General features: G+C 70.5%; 9 protein-coding genes. 1 reads left to right on the forward strand and 8 read right to left on the reverse strand.

Translation table 11 applies throughout. The features are described 5' to 3' along the window. Positions 1–8: 8 nt before the first annotated feature. Positions 9–2,279 carry an EAL domain-containing protein gene (locus J2Y58_RS04670; protein ID WP_310099350.1) on the reverse strand — a complete coding sequence of 757 codons (2,271 nt, stop codon included), beginning with the start codon at positions 2,277–2,279 and terminating at the stop codon, positions 9–11. Beyond that, positions 2,279–3,925 carry a ShlB/FhaC/HecB family hemolysin secretion/activation protein gene (locus tag J2Y58_RS04675; RefSeq protein ID WP_310099353.1) on the reverse strand — a complete coding sequence of 549 codons (1,647 nt, stop codon included), beginning with the start codon at positions 3,923–3,925 and terminating at the stop codon, positions 2,279–2,281. The genes J2Y58_RS04670 and J2Y58_RS04675 overlap by 1 nt, the downstream gene beginning before the upstream one ends. A gap of 186 nt (positions 3,926–4,111) precedes the next feature. Between J2Y58_RS04675 and J2Y58_RS04680 the strand changes: the two genes are divergently transcribed. Next, a complete protein-coding gene (locus J2Y58_RS04680) occupies positions 4,112–6,715 on the forward strand; it encodes a FecR family protein (protein ID WP_310099356.1) in 2,604 nt (867 codons plus the stop codon). A 310-nt stretch (positions 6,716–7,025) separates the two neighbouring features. On the opposite strand, the gene J2Y58_RS04685 is transcribed toward J2Y58_RS04680, so the two are convergent. From J2Y58_RS04685 to J2Y58_RS04710, 6 genes are all read right to left on the reverse strand, one after another. Then, the gene (locus J2Y58_RS04685; RefSeq protein ID WP_310099359.1) at positions 7,026–9,554 is read right to left on the reverse strand and encodes a TonB-dependent receptor; all 2,529 of its coding nucleotides are present in this window, start codon (positions 9,552–9,554) and stop codon (positions 7,026–7,028) included. A gap of 284 nt (positions 9,555–9,838) precedes the next feature. Further along, the gene (locus J2Y58_RS04690) at positions 9,839–11,437 is read right to left on the reverse strand and encodes a sulfotransferase (protein ID WP_310099361.1); all 1,599 of its coding nucleotides are present in this window, start codon (positions 11,435–11,437) and stop codon (positions 9,839–9,841) included. A gap of 126 nt (positions 11,438–11,563) precedes the next feature. Then, on the reverse strand, positions 11,564–13,999 hold the full coding sequence (locus tag J2Y58_RS04695; RefSeq protein ID WP_310099365.1) for a TonB-dependent receptor domain-containing protein: 2,436 nt from the start codon (positions 13,997–13,999) through the stop codon (positions 11,564–11,566). 129 nt (positions 14,000–14,128) lie between these two features. Further along, positions 14,129–15,613: an oligosaccharide flippase family protein gene (locus J2Y58_RS04700; protein ID WP_310099368.1), complete on the reverse strand. Its 1,485-nt coding sequence runs from the start codon at positions 15,611–15,613 to the stop codon at positions 14,129–14,131. A 144-nt stretch (positions 15,614–15,757) separates the two neighbouring features. Further along, positions 15,758–17,362 carry a glycoside hydrolase family 43 protein gene (locus J2Y58_RS04705; RefSeq protein ID WP_310099371.1) on the reverse strand — a complete coding sequence of 535 codons (1,605 nt, stop codon included), beginning with the start codon at positions 17,360–17,362 and terminating at the stop codon, positions 15,758–15,760. Continuing rightward, complete coding sequence (locus J2Y58_RS04710; RefSeq protein WP_310099373.1) at positions 17,359–18,600, reverse strand: MFS transporter; 1,242 nt, start codon at positions 18,598–18,600, stop codon at positions 17,359–17,361. The genes J2Y58_RS04705 and J2Y58_RS04710 overlap by 4 nt, the downstream gene beginning before the upstream one ends. Positions 18,601–18,658: the final 58 nt, after the last annotated feature.

Here is an 18,658-nt window from a genome sequence, read left to right on the forward strand (position 1 = left end):
ATACTGCCTTACGTCCGGCGCTCCACGCACGGGGCGGCACCTTCCCCAAGCCGCGCGACCAGCGCGTCGAACGGCATCGGGCGGTCGATGAAATATCCCTGCGCATAGTCGCATCCCACCGCGCGCAGGAATGCGAGGTTGGCAGCGTCCTCGATCCCCTCCGCCACCACCTTCAGCCCCAGCGCATGCGCAAGGTCGATCGTCGAGCGTACCAGCTTGGCGTCGTTCTCGCGCTCGTGCGCATATTGGACGAAGCTGCGGTCGATCTTCAGTTCGCTGAGCGGCAGCTCGCGCAGATAGCTGAGCGTCGACTGGCCGGTGCCGTAATCGTCCATCGAGATCGCGACACCGCGGGTGCGGAAATGGCGCAGCGTGGCGGTGGCGGTCAGCGGATCGGACATCGTAGCCGACTCGGTCACTTCGAAGATCAGCGCGGAGGGCGGCAGCGGTGCGGCGTCGAGCATCCGGTCGACCTCCGCGATGAAGGCTGGCGCGTCGAGCAGCTTGGCGGAGATGTTCACCGCCGCGCTCACCTGATGTCCGGCGGCGCGCCAGCACGCGGCGTCGGCGATGACGCGCGCCAGCACGTACAGCGTCAGCGGCGCGATGCGGTCGGTCTGCTCGGCGAGCGGGACGAAGGCGCCCGGCGAGACGAAGCCGCGCTCCGGATGCCGCCAGCGTACCAGCGCCTCGACACTGCCGATCCGGTCGGTGGCGAGCGCCAGCTTGGGCTGATAGTGGACTTCGATGTGCCCGGCGACGATCGCGGCATCCAGCTCGCCCATCAGCGACACCGCGCTTTCAAGGTAATCGCGGTTCAGCCGCGCGCGACGCCAGAACACGCCGCCTGCGGCCGCCTCGCCGGCGGCCATCGCGGCGGCGGCCATGTCGCCGTCCTCGGCGATGCCCAGCGCCACCGCCACGTCGACCTTGCGCCCCATGATCTCGACCGGCTGGAGCAGCAATGTGCGCAGCGTGGCGAGCATGTCCTCGACGATCTCGGTGGTGGGCAGCAGCAGCGCCAGCTGGTGGCTGCGCACGCGATAGACCGCGTCGTGCGCGCTGCACAGCCGCAGCCGCTCGGCAGTGCGCACAATCGCCTGCGCGACCTGCGCGCCGCCCAGTACCGCGGTCAGCTCCTCCAGATTGGTCAGCTGCACCACCGCGGCGACCCCTGGCTGCGACGCGGCGGCCAGCGCGCGCTGGTTGGGTAGCCCGGTGGCCTCGTCGATCAGGCGCCCGTCGCGGAAGCGGCGCGCGATATCGCGGGCGACGACCAGCATCCCGCCGGCGGCGATCATCACCAGCCCGAGCCCGAGCAGGTAATAGAGGCCGAGCCAGCGCTGCGCCGACAGCACCGTGACCGTCAGCACCAGGATCGCGAACGCGAACGCGCCCGCGGCCGTCGTTCCCCGGCGGGCGCGCACGATCGGCACGCATAGCGCGAGCGCCAGCACGAACGTCGCGAGCGGGCTGCCGCGCTCCGGCATCCCGCGCAGCAGCGTCTCGGCGCCCAAGGCCTGGATCGTCACGCCGGGCAGCACGCCGCGCAGCGGCGCCGGATAGCGGTCGCCCATCTCGATCGCGGTCGCACCGATCAGGACGTTTCGGCCGCGCACGACCGCGGGGTCGAACGCGCCATGCTCGACCGCCGTGAAACTCAGCCGCGGGATCGTCGCGGGGTCGATCGAAAAGTCGACCGGATAGTCCGCATCGGCGGTGCCCGAGCGTGCGGCGATGAACGCCGACAGCGACGGGCGCGGTGTTCCGGCGGTGACGGTGGCGAGCGGCAACGCGCGCACCTCGCCATCGACGTCGGGCGCGAAGCTTACCGACGCGAGGCTGACGTGCGGGCGGAACGCGGGCAGCGGCAGCGCGTCGAGGTGGCGGCGATCGCCGGCGCCTGCCTCTTGCGCGAAGGTGGGCAGCGTGACCCGTCCCCCGGCACGGCGCAGCGCGTCGGCGAACGCCTGGTCGTCCGCGGGGGTCGAGGCGCTGGACAGATCGACGTCGAACACGATCGTCTGCGCCCCGGCCTTGGTCAACTGATCGACGACCGCGGCATAATGGTGGCGCGGCCATGGCCAGCGGCGGATCGCGGCGACGCTGCGCGCGTCCATCTCGACCACCACCACCCGGCCGCTCGCCGCGTGCGACTGCGCGGCGAAGCGCAACGGCTCCAGCGCGCGGCGGATCGGCCCGCCGATGCCAGGCAGCATCACGATCGCCCCGATCAGCGCGACCGCGGCCAGGATCACCGCATTGCTCGACGCGCGCATCAGAAGGCGCGCGCGACGCGGACCGACACGCGCGGGCGACGGTCGCCGGTATCGAAGCGGTCGGCGGTCAGCGGCCACGCCACCTCCGCCATCCAGTCGACCCGGCCGGTGCCGATCCGCATGCCCAGCCCGGTCGAGGCGAGGCTGCCGCCGCCGAACCCGCCGCGCAGGTTGCCGACCGTCCCGCCGTCGACGAAGCCGTACAGCTGCCCGCGGTCGACGACGCTGCCGGGGATGCGGCCGGTGTCGGCGCGCAGCTCCAGCGATCCCATCACGCCCTTGTCGCCGGTCCGCTCCGCATAGTCGTAGCCGCGCCCGAACGCCGGGCCGCCCAGCCCGATCTCCATGGCGGCGAGCAGCGGGCGCGACGACAATTGCCCGGCGCTGGCCAGCACCATGCTGAACGGTTTGCCGAGCGTCACCGTCCAGTCGATCAGGTACGTCCCGGCCACGAACCGTGCATCGCCGTCGAAGCGCGAACCGAGCGGCGAGCCTTCGCGCGTCGTTCCGGCGACCGGCAGTCCGGCGATCGTCGCCAGCTCGGCGCGCAGCGTTCCGCCCGCCAGCGTCATGTTGCCCCCCAGCGTGCCCGTCAGCGTCGCGATCCGGTCGCTGCGCAGCCGGCGGCGCGCCAGATCCTGATCGGTGCCCAGCGCGCGCAGCTCGGCGGTCGCCCACAGGCTGCGCGCGCGCGTGCGCAGCAGCGGATATTGCAGCGCCACCGCCGCATCGGCGCTGCGGCCGCGGACGTCCAGCATGCGCAGGAACCCGCCGGGCCGCGTCCGTGCCAGCGATCCCGATGCCGACAGGATCGCGCCGCTGCTGCCGACCGGCGCACCGTAGCGCGCGCGCGCGAAGGTAAATTCGGTCGGGCTGAACGGCGTCTGCGAGACGATCAGCGCCAGTTCGTCGCCGTCCTGCGACAGCCCGCGCAGGCTGGCGAGCGCGGTCGAGCGGAACGGCCCGATCTCCTTGCTGCCGCGGTTGTCGAGCTGGACATAGCCCGACGCGCGATCCTGCTCGATCGTGACGAGCAGGATGCCGAAGCCGTCCTGCCGCACCAGTCGGCTGTCGGTCACGCGCACGCCGGGCACGTCGCCGACCAGCAGCAAGGCGCGCTCCAACTGTCCGGTGCGCACCGGCGCGCCGGTCGCGAGCGCGCGGGCCAGCAGCCGGTCGGCGGCGGCGTTGCGCGCGCCGATCACCCGCACCGCGTCGATCCGGCCCAGGTCGAGCGTGACGTGCAGCACGCCATCACGCTGCGGTTGCGCGGGCACCTGCGCAGTCGCGAACGGATAACCCCGGTCGCGCGCGACCTTCGCGATCGCACCCGCCAGTTCGCCGACCTGCTCGCGGTCCAGCCGCTGGCCGATGACCCGCGCGATCGGATCGGCGAACAGCGCCGGTGACAACCGGTCGCGCCCGTCGACGATCACCGCGCGCACCACCTCGGTCAGCCGCGCGGGCGCTGCCGCGACGGTCGCCAGCGGCGCGGCGGGCGCGGGTGCGGCTGGATGCGGCGGCGCCTCGGCCTCCGGCAGCGTCCGTTCGATCAGCCGCGGGTCCGCGCGGTCGAGCGCGGTCTGCGCGGCGGCGCCCTGCGACACCAGCGCCGCCAGCACCGACCATGTTCCTATCCGCGCCATTCGATCCCGTTCCGTTTGGTCAACGGTGCCGGGTAGCCGGGCAATTCTTGTGATTTGGTTGAAGGGCGCCAAATCGCACCTTTCGAGCGCATCAACCATGATCGGTGACCCGATCGCAAGATTCGGGGGCGCATCGCGGCACGTCATCGTCGCGGTCGTCAGGTCCGCGGCAAGGGGAGATGTTCGATGCGCCGCGCCCTGCTTGCCGTACTGGCGGCAACCTGTTCCGTCCCGGCGCTCGCCGCGCCTGCGGGCTGGACGGTCAGCGAGACGACCGGCACGGTCACGATCGCGCGTGCCGGCGTCAGCACGATCGCGACGCGCGGCACCGCGGTGTCGGCGGGCGACGTGGTGACGACCGCGCAGGGCGGGCGTGCGGTGCTGGTGCGCGGGACCGAGTTCATGATGGTCGCACCGTCGTCGCGGCTGCGCCTGCCGGCCGAGGCGCAGGCCACCGGCGTGACTCGCGTCGTCGAGGAATTCGGCAACATCGTCTTCATGATCAAGAAGAAGATGACCCCGCATTTCGAGGTGCAGACGCCGTACCTTGCCGCGGTCGTGAAGGGCACGACCTTCTCGGTGGGGGTGTCGGCGCAGGGAACCGCCGTGCAGGTGCTGGAGGGCGCGGTCGACGTCGCGACGCTCGACGGCGGTGCGCACGATCTGGTGACGCCGGGTGCGGTCGCGATCGTATCGGCGACGAACCGGATGCGGATGACGATCGAGGACAACGGCCGCTCGCGCGTGATCGAATCCCCCAACGCGCCCGCCGCCGAGCCTGTCGCGCCCGTCGCAGCGGCGCCGGCCGAGAGCGCCGCCGCCGAGGCCGCGCCCACCGAAGCGGCGCCAGCCGAGGTCGTCCCGGCGCAGCCCGTGGTCGACGTCGGTGCAAGTGCGCTCGCCGCGGACGCGGCGCCGGTCGCGACTGTGCCCGCCAGCGTCGAGGTCGCCAGCGTCGCACCGGCACTGACCGAGGCCGTCTATGCACCGCCCGCGTCGCTGTCGGCGGTGACCGGGGGGCTCGTCTCCGGCACGATCGGCGGCGACGTCGCGGGTGTCGCGGCGGCGACGCGCATCGCCAACGAAGCGACGAGCACCACGACGCGCGTCGTCGAGGCGGCGGCAGTGATGGTCGAGCGGCAGTCCGCCTCGCTCGCCGCCGCCGAGGTCGCGGAAAAGAGCAATGCCGAGCTTGCCGCCGCCGCGCAGGCCAGGGCCGACGCCGAGCGTAGCGCCGCTGCCGCTGCTGCCGCCAGCGCCAAGGCGGCGGAGGACGCCGCGCGCGCCGCCGCCGAGCAGGAGCAGAGCGCCGCTGCGAAGGCGGCTGCCGCCGCTGCCGCGGAACAAGCCGCCCGCGCCGCTGAAGCCGCCGCCGAACAGTCCGCCAAGGCCGAAGCGGAGCGCGTCGCCAGGGCGGCCGCGCAGGCGCAGGCCGACGCCGCCGCGACCGCCGCCGCCAGCGCTGCGCAGGCGCAGGCCACGCAAATGGCGCTCGCAACGGCTCAGGCGACCGCGCAGGCGCAGGCGCAGGCCGATGCAGCCGCCGCGCGCAATGCGGAGGCCGCCCGGCTCGCGCAGGCGGCGCAGGCCGCCGCCGCCGCGCTGGCGTCCCAGCAGGCGGAACAGGCCGCCGCGCAGGCCGCTGCCCGTGACGCCGCAGCCGCAGCCGACGCCACCGCGGCCGAGGTCGCGCGCAGCACCGCTGCTGCGCAACGGGCCGCCGCCGATCAGGCGGCGCGGGCACAGGCACTGGCGGCCGAGGCGACGGCGCATTCCGCTGCGGCCGAGCGGGCCGCCACGGAAGCCGCGGATGCGCAGGCGGCCCTTGCCGCACGACAGGCCGGCCGGGCTGCCGCGCAGGAGGCGTTGCGTCAGGCGACCGAGCTCGCCACGCGGCTCGCCGCCGCGGTCAGCGATGCCGCGTCGCAGGCCGCCGCCGATCGCGCCGCCCGTGACGCCGCCAGCGCCGCCGCGGAGGCCGCACGCGCCGCGGACGAAGCGGACAAGGCGTCGCGCGACAAGGCCGCGCGCGACGCGGCGAAGGACGCTGCCGACCAGGTCGCCAAGGCCGCGCGCGACAGCGAGCGGGCCGCCAAGGACGCCGCCGACAAGGCCGCTGCCGATGCCGCAAAGGAAACCGACAAGGCCGCCAAGCAGGCCGCCAAGGCGGCCGACGACATCGCCAAAGCGAACGAGCAGGCCGCGCGCGCCGCCGAGCGCGCCGAGGAAGCGGCGCGCGACAAGGCCGCGCGCGACGCCGCCAAGCTCGCCGCGGATCAGGCCGCCGAAGCTGCAAAGGCAAGCGAGCGCGCCGCAAAGGAGGCGGCCGACAAGGCCGCGGCCGATGCCGCGAAGGACGCCGATCGCGTCGCCAAGGCTGCCGCCGACGCCGCCGAGCGTGCGGCAAAGGCGGCGGACGAGGCGGCCAAGGCCAGTGCCGACAAGGCGGCCAAGGAAGCGGAAAAGGCCGCGCGCGACAAGGCGGCCGAGCAAGCCGCCAGGGACGCCGCAAAGGCCGCGGCCGATGCCGAGCAGGCGGCGCGCGACAAGGCGGCAAAGGAAGCCGAAAAGGCCGCCAAGGAGGCCGAACAGGCGGCGAAGAAGGCGGCCGAACAGGCGGCCAACGAACAGGAGCAGGCCGCCAAGGCCGCGCAGGACGCCGCCGTCGCCGCCGCCAAGGCCGCACAGGACGCCGCCGCCAAGCAGCAGCAGCCGCAGGGCGGGCTTCAGGGCGTCACCGACGTCGTGCAGAACGTCCTGAAGAATGCGCCGAATATCTTCGGCAAGTAAGCGCCGGGCGGGCTGGAGGGCGGGGCGAGTCCGGTAAGCCCCGCCCTATCCGCCACTTGACGCCCTCGCCCTTGGTCGCGGTGCGGAGATGGTCGGGGGCGACGCCGCTGCTTCAGTCGGACGCGTGTACCCACCGCGCGCGACGCCGCCTTCGTCGCGAGACAGATGGCCTTCGCTTCGATTGCCGACGTCTCGTTCTACCCGGCACGACGGCACGACGACGGGCGCGGCGCTCGCCTTCGACCATCGGACATCACCTGCACCGCCCCGGGGTACATTCAGAATTCGCCCAACCCCCTCAATTACGGCATCAAAATTTCACGCCGGCGCGCAGGCCGATCGTGCGGGGCGCGATGGGGACGATGTAGGGGCGCTGGTCGCACGCGCCGCATTGCTGGAAGCGGGAGAGCTGACCGCGTTCATCCCACAGATTTCGCACGAAGATTTCGAACGTATAGTTCGACACCTCGCCGCCGATCGACAGGTTCGCGCTGGTATAGGCCTGCAAACGGCCGAGTGCGGCGGCCTTGGCGAGGCGCAGATCGGACGTGGCGGAGCTCTGGTGTGCCACCAGTCCCTGCACATAGGCACGTACGGGGCCGATCGGTACCGCATAGCGCGCCGTTCCGCTGACCTTGAAACGCGGCGTGATGGGCAGCCGTGTACCGGATGGCGCCAAAATATCGGTCCCGGTGCCGCTACAGACCACCGACGAACACAGGTCGGTGCGCGTTTTGGCATCGGTGTACGCGCCGGACGCGGTCAGCGACAGCGCGCCCAGGTTGAGGCTGCCGTCCAGCTCGATCCCGCGGATGCGGGCGTCGGGTCCGTTCTGGATGACGGTGAAGCTGTTCTCGCCAAGGAACGAGAATTGGAACTGGTCCCAGTTCTGCTGATACACCGCGCCGTTGAAGCGCAACGCGCCGCCGGGAAGCGAGGTCTTCCAGCCGATCTCGTAATTGGTCAGGAAGTCGGCGTCGTAATCGCCGACGTCGCCGCGGCGGTTGATCCCGCCCGGACGGAAACCGCGCGAGGCGGTGGCGTAGAGCAGGACCTCGTCGGTCGGCTTCCATGTCGCGTTGAAGCGGTAGGTGACCCCCTGCCCGTCCGCGCGCTTGGGCACCACGCGGCCGCCGGCGGGTACGCCGAGATTGACGCACGGGATCGCACCGACGTCACGGGTGGTCAGGAAGCCGGACGTATCGCCGCCGTTCAGGAAGGCGTCGCGCAGGGTTGCGCCGCCTGCCAGATAGCAGCCGGCCACGCCGGTGCGCGAACTGCCCGCGGCGTTGAACGGCGTCGCGGTGTACGGACGCCCGTCGTCGGGATCGACGCCCGGATTGCGGCCGAAGCCGAAGAAGCCGATCAGCGAATTGTCGTAGATGAACACGCGCCCGCCCGCGGTCAGCGTCAGCTTCGGAGTCAGGTCGTAGCTCGCCTCCCCGAAGATCGCATAATCCTTGTCGACGCGGTGCTGGCGCGTCAGCCAGAGCGTGCCGGGATAGCCGTTGACCGACACCGCCGTGCCGAGGTCCGGGATCTGGTAATCCTGGAAGATCAGGTTGCTCTGCCGCTGGTAGAAGGCACCCGCGACGAGCCGGAACGGCTGGTCGACCGGCGAGGCGACGCGGACCTCCTGGCTGAGCTTCTTGAAATGGTCGCGGCCGATGATCCGTTGCCGCGGGTCGATCGTGTTGCCGGCATTGTCCTGATAATAGAAATAGCCGGCCAGCCCGCCGACCGCCGAATAGAGATTGTCATACGCCTCGGCGTAATCGGTATAGTCGCTGGATTGCAGCGCGCGCCGGTCGAGCAGCGCGCCGGCGTAGGTGACGTCCCAGTTGCCGAGCTGCCCCTCAATCGTCAGCGCGGCCTGCGCGAAGCGGTCGCGGCGATATTCGGGATAGAAGCGCTGCACCTCGAGATCGCCGACGCGCGGATCGTAGCCATAGCTGCCGTGGCTGCGCTGTTCCTGATAGAGCAGCGTCGGCGTCGCGGTCCAATTGTCGTCTAGGTCGATCTTCAACGCGGCGCGCCCGCCGTAGGTCTCGGTGTCGTTGTAATCCTTTTCGACGAAGGCGTCGTTGTTCACGGTGATGCCGCCGGGCTGCGGCAGGAAGCTGCGTGTGCCCGGCACGTTGTCGATGAAGCCGGCGTCCTTCTGATAGAAGCCGACCACGCGCAGCGCCATGCGCTCGCTGAAGGGAATGTTGAGCATCCCCTCCGTGGTGTAGCCGATGCCGCCGGCGTGGACGGTGTTCACCTCGCCGTCGACGCGGCCGTAGAGGCCGGCGGTATCGGGCTTGTTGGTGATGATGCGGATCGTGCCCGCCTCGCTGGACGCGCCGTAGAGCGTACCCTGCGGCCCGGCGAGGCTTTCGATGCGCGCGATGTCGTAGATGTGGACGTCGAGCGTGCCGCCGATCGTCGTCACCGGCTGCTCGTCGAGGTACACGCCGACCGAGGGAAGCGAGCCGGAGTGGTTGCCGTCGCCGCCCGAGGCGACGCCGCGCATGTAGACGGTGGTGACGCCCGGTTGCGACGACTGGAACGCGACCGAGGGCAGCAATTGCGTGTAATCGTTGAAGTTCGAGACGTTCAGCTGATCGAGGCGGCGCGTGCCGATCGCCTGGATGCTGATCGGCACGTTCTGGATGCTTTCGTCGCGCTTCTGCGCGGTGACGATGATGTCGCCGTCGGTGGTGGCGCTGTCCGGCTGTTGCGACGGGGTGTCGGCCTGGGTGGTCCGGCCGCTACCGGTGCCGGCGGGCTGGTCAGGAGCGGTCTGCGCCGTGGCAGGTACCGCGAACGCCGCTGATGCGAGTAACGGCAGGAGCATGCGAGCACGGAAGCTGACCACCACAACAATCCCCTTTGTTGCGCATCTGTGACGATATGCTGCGATGCGGCGACGCCGGGGTCAATCGGTGATGTGCGTTCGGATGCAATCTGTTGCGAACGTGGCGATTCTGTCACGGCGACCTGCTCCGGAGGGATGAAACGCGGGTCCCTTCTTCTTGAGCATGTCGACGCATACCCCGCGGCACGTGCTTCTCACGCCTAGCATGACCGGCGGGATGATGGGTGCCGCGCGACAAAATGCGCGGATCGAGCAAAACTGCTTCAGGCGCTCATCGAGGCAGGCGCATCCGGGTAGCAGTCGATCACGTCGCCGAGCGCCTGTTCGAGCGGCCCCAGATGCGCGGCGAACGGGCGCCACGCGCGATCGCCGCCGCGGAAGATCGGTTGGCGGACCTGTTCGGAGGAGGCGGTGCGCACCGCGCGCTCGGTCCGGTGCGCGGACAGGCAGGCGGGGTCGAAGTCGAGGTTGCAGGCGGCGAGCAGCGCGCGGATATGCGGTTCGGGATCGTCGACCAGCGCCTCGTGGACGACGCGGTGGACCGCGCCGGGCTGGACGCGATCGACATGCGCCATCATCCGCACATAGTCGCGGTAATATAGCCCCATGTCCTCCAGCCCGTAGCTGAACCCCTGCCCGCGTGCGAAATGCTGCTTGAAGTTCGAGAAGCAGCAGGCGCGTGGGTTCCGGCGCGCGTCGATGATCGTGGCGTTCGGCAGGATCAGCCGGATCAGCGCGACATGCGCCCAGTTGTTGGGCAATTTGTCGACGAAGAACGGGCGGTCGGTGCGGCGCTGGACCGCCGCGCGGCGCAGATACTCCTCGCCAAGCTCACGCGCGCGATCGCGGTCGAGCATCGCCAGCCCGGCGGGATAGTCGGCGATGCGCCGCGCGAGCGCGGGCAGGTCGGGGAGTTCGGTCGTCCCCTCGACAAGCGGGTGGCTGGCGAGGATCTGCTCGACCAGTGTCGAGCCGGCGCGCGGCATCCCGAGCACGAAGATCGGGTCGGGTGCGGGGCAGCCCCAGCCGGTGCGCGCGGCGAAGAAGTCCGGCGTGCCGGTCGCGACGATCGCGTCGACGAAGCGCGTGGTCTCGCCGGCGTCATAGGCGATCTGCGCACGGCGCAGCGTATTGCCGGCGGCGTAATGCGCGAAGGCACCGGGCGCGTCGCCGCGGTCCTCCCAAGCCTTGCCGAGCGCGAAGTCGAGGTGGAAGCGGTCCTCGGTCGCGACGCCCGCATCGGCGAGCTGCGCGGTCATCGTCGCCACGTCGGCGTCGTCGAAGCGGACGGTCTTCAGGTTGGCGAGGCTCCACCACGCCTCGCCGAGCGCCGGGCGCAACGCGATGGCGCGGCGATAGGCGGCGACGCCGTCCGCCTGACGCCCGACCGTCTTGAGCATATGGCCGTAGCTCATCCACACCTTGGGCTGCGCCGGCGCGGCGGCGAGCACGCGTTCGTAGAGCGCGATCGCTTCCTCGAACCCGCCGAGCCGCCCCAGCGCGGCGGCCTTGAGATTGGCGTGGCCGAGGTGATCGGGTTCGGCGGCGAGGAGCGTGTCGAGTTCGGCGAGCGCCTCGACCGCGCGGTTCTGCCGATAAAGGACGATCGCCAGATTGGCGCGCGCGGCGGTGAAGCCCGGGGCGAGTTCGAGCGCGCGGCGCAGCAGCGTCTCGGCATCGCGGTTGCGCCCGATCCGGCCCGCCAGCTCGGCGAGCATCCGGATCGCGCGCGCGTCGAACGGGTCGCGCTTCAGATACTGGCGCAGCAGCGGCTCGGCGATCTCCAGCCGGTTGTCGTGGAGCGCCAGGGCGGCGTCGACGAGCATCGGGGGGAAGCGAGCGGTGCGGAGGGGAGCGGTCATGGACGGGCGAGCACACCACGCGGGCGGCGAGGAATCAAGCGGTGGCGGCCGGCTTCGGCGGGGCGTCGGTCCTGTTGCGCCGCTCCGCGGCCCGGCCGACGCCGTGCCCGCGGAGCGACGAGGTCGTCAGAAGGTCAACGCGGCGCTGAACCGCAGCGAGCGGCCGAGGATCGGGCGCGCCAGCACCGGCCCGGTCCCCTGCGACCCGATGATGCGCGGGTTGCCCTCGGTCAGCCCGATCTCGTTGGTCAGGTTGTTGCCGGTGACCTGCAGGCGCAACCGCTCCGCCACGTCGACCGAGACGCCGGCGTCGAGCTGATAGAAACGCGGCAGCAGCTGCTGGTTCTCGGGGTCGGAGAAGCGGTCGCCGGTATATTGCAGCGTCGCGAACAGCGACGGGCGCAGCGTGCCCAGCGGCAGTTCGTAGGACGGGGTGACGCGCCACATCCAGCGCGGCTGCCGCTGCACGCGGTTGCCGGTATTGTCGATCGTCCCGCCGCCGGTGAAGAAGTCCTGATAGGTGCCGTCGAGGAACGTCCCCGCCGCCGCCAGGCTGAACCCGGCGAACGGCCGCAGCGCGCCCTCCAGTTCCACGCCGGTCGCCTTGGCGCCGCCGACCTGGCTGAGAGCGACGTTGTTGATAAGCTGCGTCGTGGCCAGCCCGTCGAACTCGTTGTGGAAGACGGTGGCGTACAGGTTCAGCCACGGCATCGAGACCTTGAGGCCGCCTTCATAGGTGTCGACCTTGGCGACGATCGTCAGGTTCTCGCGCAGGTTGTCGAACTGCGGGAAGCTGTGCCCGCGGCTGTAGCGCGCGAAGACGCCGGCCTGCGACGTGACGTCGTAATTGGCGCCGGCGGTCCACGACCAGCGCCCTTCGCGATATGGCGCCAGCGTGCGCGGGTCGCCGAAGACGTTGACGGCATTGTCGTAGAGCGTCGCCGCGTTGCCGTCGAGGTTGACCGGCGTGGCGGCAGGTGTGCGCAGCGTGCCGTCGACGATATGCTTCTGATAGCGCGCGCCACCGTCGATGCGCAGCTCGGGGGTGATCTGCCACTCGTCGACCGCGTAGAAGGCCAGATCGGCGCCCTTGTAATTGGCGTCGACGAGGAAGCCGTTGCCGCCGACGAACCCGCCGCGCGTCGCGGTGCGCCCGCCGTTCAGCGTGAGGTCGAGCAGACGGGCGTTGGGCTCGGCGGTCAGCAGCACCTGGTTGCCGAGCGCCCATTGGTCGCGGGTGGTGTAATCGGCATAATAGAAGCCGCCGGTCAGCGTGTTGCCGCCGGCCTTCCATTCCAGCGCGGTGTCGGCGACGAAGGAGGTAATCTTCTTCTGAACGCTCCAGATGCCGGCGCGCATCACCGCCGTGTCGGGGCCGAGCGCGCCGCCGCCGTTGACATAGGCGAGCGAGGCGACCGTGGAGCCGGTGCCGCCCAGCGTCGTCGCCAGCGCCGAGGCGGCGACCGGCGGGCCATCGGGAACCAGCCCGTTGGTGTCGGCACGCCCGCCGAGGTAACTCATGCGCTCGCGCACGCGCAATCCGGTCGCGACCTCGTAATCGAAGGTGAGGCCGGTGTTGATGACGTCGGCGCCGCGGCCGTTCTGGAGGTCGACGGTCGCGCCCTGCAGGTTCGTGGTGCGGCGCGTCTCCGGCCCCAGCAGGGTGCCGGTGCCGGCGTCGAAGCCGGGATATTCGCTGATCCGGCGGCCGTTCTGGATGACCGGGATCGGCAGCAGCCACTGCCCGCGGTCGTTCAGATAGCGCGCATAGATCTCGACCGAGCCGCGGGTGTCGAAATCGTGGTGGATGTTGGCGGTCACCTGCCCGCCCTGCTCGGCGCGAAAACGCGGGTCGCGGATGCCGTTGCCCTGCGCGTAGAAGCCGCCGATCATGAAGCCGGTGTTCTCGCCGAGCGGCCCCGACACCCACGCGTCGCCGCGCGCCTCGTCATAGTCGGTGTAGGAGAATTTCGCGAGCCCGTGGAGCGTGCTGCCGCCGGTACGCGGCACGACGTTGACGGTCAGCCCGGGCTGGCCGTTCGAGAACAGCGAACCGGTGCCGCCGCGCACCGCCTCGACCCGCTGCACCGTCTCGTCGAGGCGGATCAGCTGCGAGTTTTCGAGGAAGGACAAGGTGGGCGGCGGGAAGATCGGCACGCCGCCGAACTGGAAGGTCACGAACTGCGCATCGCCGCCCGATGGGTAGCCGCGCACGAAGATGTTCGCGCCGTTCTGCCCGCCCGAGCTTTCGGCCATCACGCCCGGCACCGTGCGCAGGAGGTCGGCGGTGCTGTTCGGCGCGGCGCGCTCGATCGCGTCGTCGCTGAGCGTGGTGACCGCAAAGGCGGCGTCCTGCCGCCGGGTGCCGCCGCCGGCCGTGCCGACGACGATGATATCGTCGCCCTGCGGCGCTTGCGGATCGACGATCCCGCTGTCGGGTTGCGAGCGTTCGGCGGTGTCCTGCGCTGGGACCACCGCCTGCGCGGCGGCGGGCGCAGCGGCCAGCAGCAGCGCGGTCGGGGCGGTGCTGCGCATCAGGTGCAGAATGGTCGACGATATCATGCCTCTTCTCCCTCCGTGCCCGGCGATCTGAGGTCGCGCTGGGTCACCGGGCAAGACGCATGACGTGGCGTATGGGTCGCAGGCCGCGCCGCCGATTCCCGGCGAGCGTGGCCGATCGGTCACACCCGCTCAGCGGCGACGGCGCACCAGCGCAAGGATAGGGGCGAGCGCCTGAAGCCGCACGACGAGCGCCAGCACCACGAAGGCCGCGCCGATGATCGCGGCGTCGACGATGAGGTACACCGCGTCCTGCGGGCGCGGCAGTGCCCAGGCGAGCAGGCACAGCGCGGCGTCGATGCCGAGGATCTTGACGACATCGGGGCCGACCACGCGCACCGGCATCGCGCGCTTGGCCGCGACGAGGCACACCGCCCAGGTAAACGCCTGCGCCGCCGCCGCCGCGATCGCCATGCCGCGGATCCCGTCCAGCCACATGCCGAGCAGCCCGAGCGGGACGACCGTGACCAGCGAGATCGCGGGTGCCAGCGCGACCCCGGTGGTCTTCTTTTCGAGCTGGAAGATGATCATGATGAAGTTCGAGATCAGGACGCGGAACGCGACCGAGATCGTCAGCCACGGCAGGATGTAGCGCGACTCGGTCGAGAAATTGTGCCCGAGCACGACGCGGCACACCTCACCGGGAAAGCTGGTCAGCAACACGACCGGCAGCGACAGCAGGAGCAGCTGCACCGCCAGATTTTCCTCCATCTTGCGCCGCGCGACGTCGCGCCCCTGATCCTCGTAGGCGCGCACGACCGCGGGGTAGAAGACGATGTTCAGCGCCAGCATGAGGATGCCGATCGTCTTGGCGGTCAGGTCGAGCGGGGCGACGTAGAAGCCGACCCACATGCTGCCGAGGAACGCGGCGATCAGATAGCGATCGATGATCGAGACGAGATAGGTCAGCCCGTTGCTGACGATCAGCGGCCCGCCGAAGCCGAAGATCTCCCTGAAATCGGCGCCGCGGTAGCTGGTGAGCATCGCGCGCGCGCTGAACTTGCGCCAGACCGGATCGACCAGGCAGATCAGGATCACCGCCCCGAACTGCGCCAGCGCGGTGCCGAGCGCCAGCCCCTCGGCCCCGAGCCGCAGATGCACGACGAAGACGTAGCCGACGACGATCACCAGCGCCGAGCGGAACACCATCGACGCGAAGAACTGCCAATGGAGCATCCGCACGCGGCTGGTGGAGTTGATCATCGTGATCGCCATCTCGCTGATCGCGTAGAGGACCACGATCGGCAGCAGCGTGGCGTTCATCCCGCCGACCGTGACGTCGGAGAGATACGCCGCCAGCGACAGGATCAGCAGCACGGCCGCGATCGAGGCGACCAGCAGCAGCATCAGGAACGACTTGCGCTTGTTGACCAGATACGGGCTGCTCGCGTCGTACAGCAGCCTCGCGACCATCGTCCTGATCCATTCGAACGCGAGCGCGTTGATGAACAGCGCCGAGGACGAGAGCAGCGCGAAGATACCGAATTGCTGCGGCGACAGGATCCGCACCCACAGCATCACGCCCAGGAAGTTGATCGCGCTGGAAATCGCCAGCGCCGCGGTGCTGATGATGGAAGGACTGATGTTCCGGGGGCTGAGCTTTCTCGCATTCGGCATGGCAACGGACCCTGGCTGTCGGGCGCACCCGCGCCGCCCGGCGCCGCGATGCCGGGCGCGGCGGGCCGTGTCGAGAGCGTCGTGCGACGGCGCGCGTCAGAACGCGCGTCTGCCGCTCGCTCCCGCGCCCGCAACGCCCCCCGTTCAGGGCTGCCGCGCGGTGCGTTCTGTGTAGCGGAAGTGGCGGAAGTCGGCCGGCATGCCGCTGCCCGACATGTCCTGGCAGGCCATGCCGACGAACGTGCCGGTGAAATTGGGCAGTCCGGGCAGCGTCGCCTCGTCGGAGAGGATGCTGGCGTCGAACGTCTCCGGCAGCCACCGCCATTCCTCGTCGCCCTCGGCACGGAAGGCGAAGCGGAGTTCCTCCTCGTCGACGTCGACGCGCAGCGCGATCGGCCCGTCCTGCACCGCGACCGCCGCCGACAGCGTGCCGTGTCCTTCGTCGACCGGCGCGACCGACAGCACCTGCAACTGGCGGCGCCCGGCGTCGTCGGCGGTCAGGTGGAGGAAGTGGAACTTGGAGGAATTGTAATAGCAGACCAGCCCCGCGGCCTGCTGGAAATTCGCGGGCGCGACGTCGACCAGCGTCTCGGCGGTATAGCGAAACGCCTGTTGGCGCCGCGCCACCAGCGCCTGTTCGAAGTGGCTGCCGATCGTCTCGCGGCCGTACAGGCGCAGATGCCCCGCGCGCGCGGTGAGGCTGAACAGCCGTTCGGGACACGGCGTCCGAAGCCATTGGAACGCAGCGGGGAGCGCCGCGCCGGCGAAGTCGTCGTGGCCTACCTCCGGGCTTACGTCCGCGCCTGCGTCGCCCCCCTCCGCCTGCGGCAGCGCGGGGCGGAGCCAGCCGTCGTCGCCCCAGGTCATCGGCTGGATCGCGGTTTCGCGCCCCAGCACGCAGCGGTCGCTGCCGGGCAGCGGGCGGCCGCACAGATACGCCAGCCACGTCTCGCCCGCCGGCGTGTCGACCAGATCGCCGTGCCCGGCGCGTTGCAGCGGCAGGTCGGGGCGGCCGCGCGCGGTGAGCACCGGGCCGTCGGGATGCACCTCATAGGGCCCGAACAGGTTGCGCGACCGCGCCATCACCACCGCATGGTTGCGCTCCGTCCCGCCCTCCGCGACGAGCAGGTGGTACCAGCCGTCGCGCTTGTAGAGGTGCGGCCCCTCCGTGAAGCCGAGCGGCGTGCCGTCGAAGATCACGCGCCGCTCGCCGAGCAGCGCGCCGGTCGTGAGGTCCATCTCCTGGGCGACGATGCCGGCGAAGCGCTTGTGCCCCGGCCGGTGATCCCAGAGCATGTTCAGCAGCCAGCTTCGCCCGTCGTCGTCGTGGAACAGCGCGGGATCGAACCCGCTGCTGTTCAGGTGGACGCGCGGCGACCAGTCGCCGTCGATCCGCTCGCTGGAAACCCAGTAATTGTGGAAATCGCGCAGCGACACCCCGGTCGCGCCGGTCACCGTCGTGCGGCCGTAGCGCTTCACGTCGGTGTAGATCAGGTGGAAGCGACCGTTGGCATAGCTGAGGTCGGGCGCCCAAACGCCGCAGGAATCGGGGTTGCCGCGCATGTCGAGCTGGTCGGCGCGGCTGAGCGGCCGCGCCACCAGCCGCCAGGTGGCGAGATCGCGCGAATGGTGGATCTGCACGCCGGGAAACCATTCGAAGGTCGAGGTGGCGATGTAGTAATCCTCGCCGACGCGCACGATCGAGGGGTCGGGGTTGAACCCGCGCAGGATGGGATTGCGGATGGTCATGCGGGCTTTCGGATCAGGGTCCAGAGCAAGGCGGCCCCGACCAGGTCGAGGACGCCGAGCAGGACGAAGAACGGCTGGTACCCGACGCTGTCGACCAGCGATCCGAGCACCAGGGTGAAGATCAGGACGCCGAGGTTGGCGGCGGTACCCGACACGCCGGTCGCGGTCGCCACCTGATCCTGCGGGAACAGGTCGGAGGTCATGGTGATGACGGTGACCGACAACGTCTGGTGCGCGAAGCCGCCCAGGCACAGCAGCGCGACCGCCGCCGCGGCGCTGCCGGCCGAGCCGACGAACATCATCCCGGTCATCAACACCGCGCCAAGCGTGAAGGCGGCGCGGCGCGCGTCGATCAGGTCGACACCGCGGCGCTGCAACCCGGCGACCACGGCGGGGCCGAACAGGCAGCCGAGATCGGCGGCGAGGAACGGCAGCCAAGCGAACATCGCGATCTGCGTCAGGTCGAAATGGCGCACCTTGACCAGGTACAGCGGCATCCACAGCGACAGCATCCCCCAGACCGGATCGGCGAGGAAGCGCGCGGCGGCGATCGTCCACAGGTTGCGGCGCGCGAGCAGTTCGCGCAGCGGCGGGCGGCGGCGATGCTGCGCCAGTTCGGGCTCCTGCCCGTCCAGGATCAGCCGCCGTTCCTCCGGCGAGATCGCGCGATGCCGTTGCGGCGGCGCGTACCAGGCCAGCCATGCCACCACCCACGCCAGCCCCAGCCCGCCCGCGACGAAGAACGCCGCGCGCCAGCTGTGGTGCAGCACCGCCCACGCGACCAGCGCGGGGGCGAAGACCGCGCCGAACGAGGCGCCTATCTGGTAGATGCCGCCTGCCACGCCGCGTTCGCGGGCAGGAAACCACTCGGCGACCACCTTCATCCCCGCCGGCTGTGCCGAGCCCTCGACCAGTCCCAGCGCACCGCGCAGCCCCGCGAAACCGATCCAGCCGGTCGCCAGCCCATGCCCCATCGTGATGAGCGACCAGATCGCGACGAACAGGGTGAAGCCGATCTTCAGCCCGATCAGGTCGAGCAGGTAACCGGCGACCGGCTGGAACATGATCCCGAACTGGAAGGCGCCGGTGATCCACGAATATTGCGCCGAAGAGATGCCCTGTTCGGTCATGATCGCGGGGGCCGCGACCCCCAGGATGCTGCGCGTCAGATAGTTGATCACCATCGCACCGACGAACAGCGCGATGATCGTCCAGCGCACCGATCGGAACCGTCTCACGCGTCTATCCCTCCGGTAACGTTACCGCTTCTGGTCGTAGGCGGCAGGGCGCCGTCGC

This window comes from Sphingomonas sp. BE138 (assembly GCF_031456125.1).
Taxonomy (GTDB): Bacteria; Pseudomonadota; Alphaproteobacteria; order Sphingomonadales; family Sphingomonadaceae; genus Sphingomonas.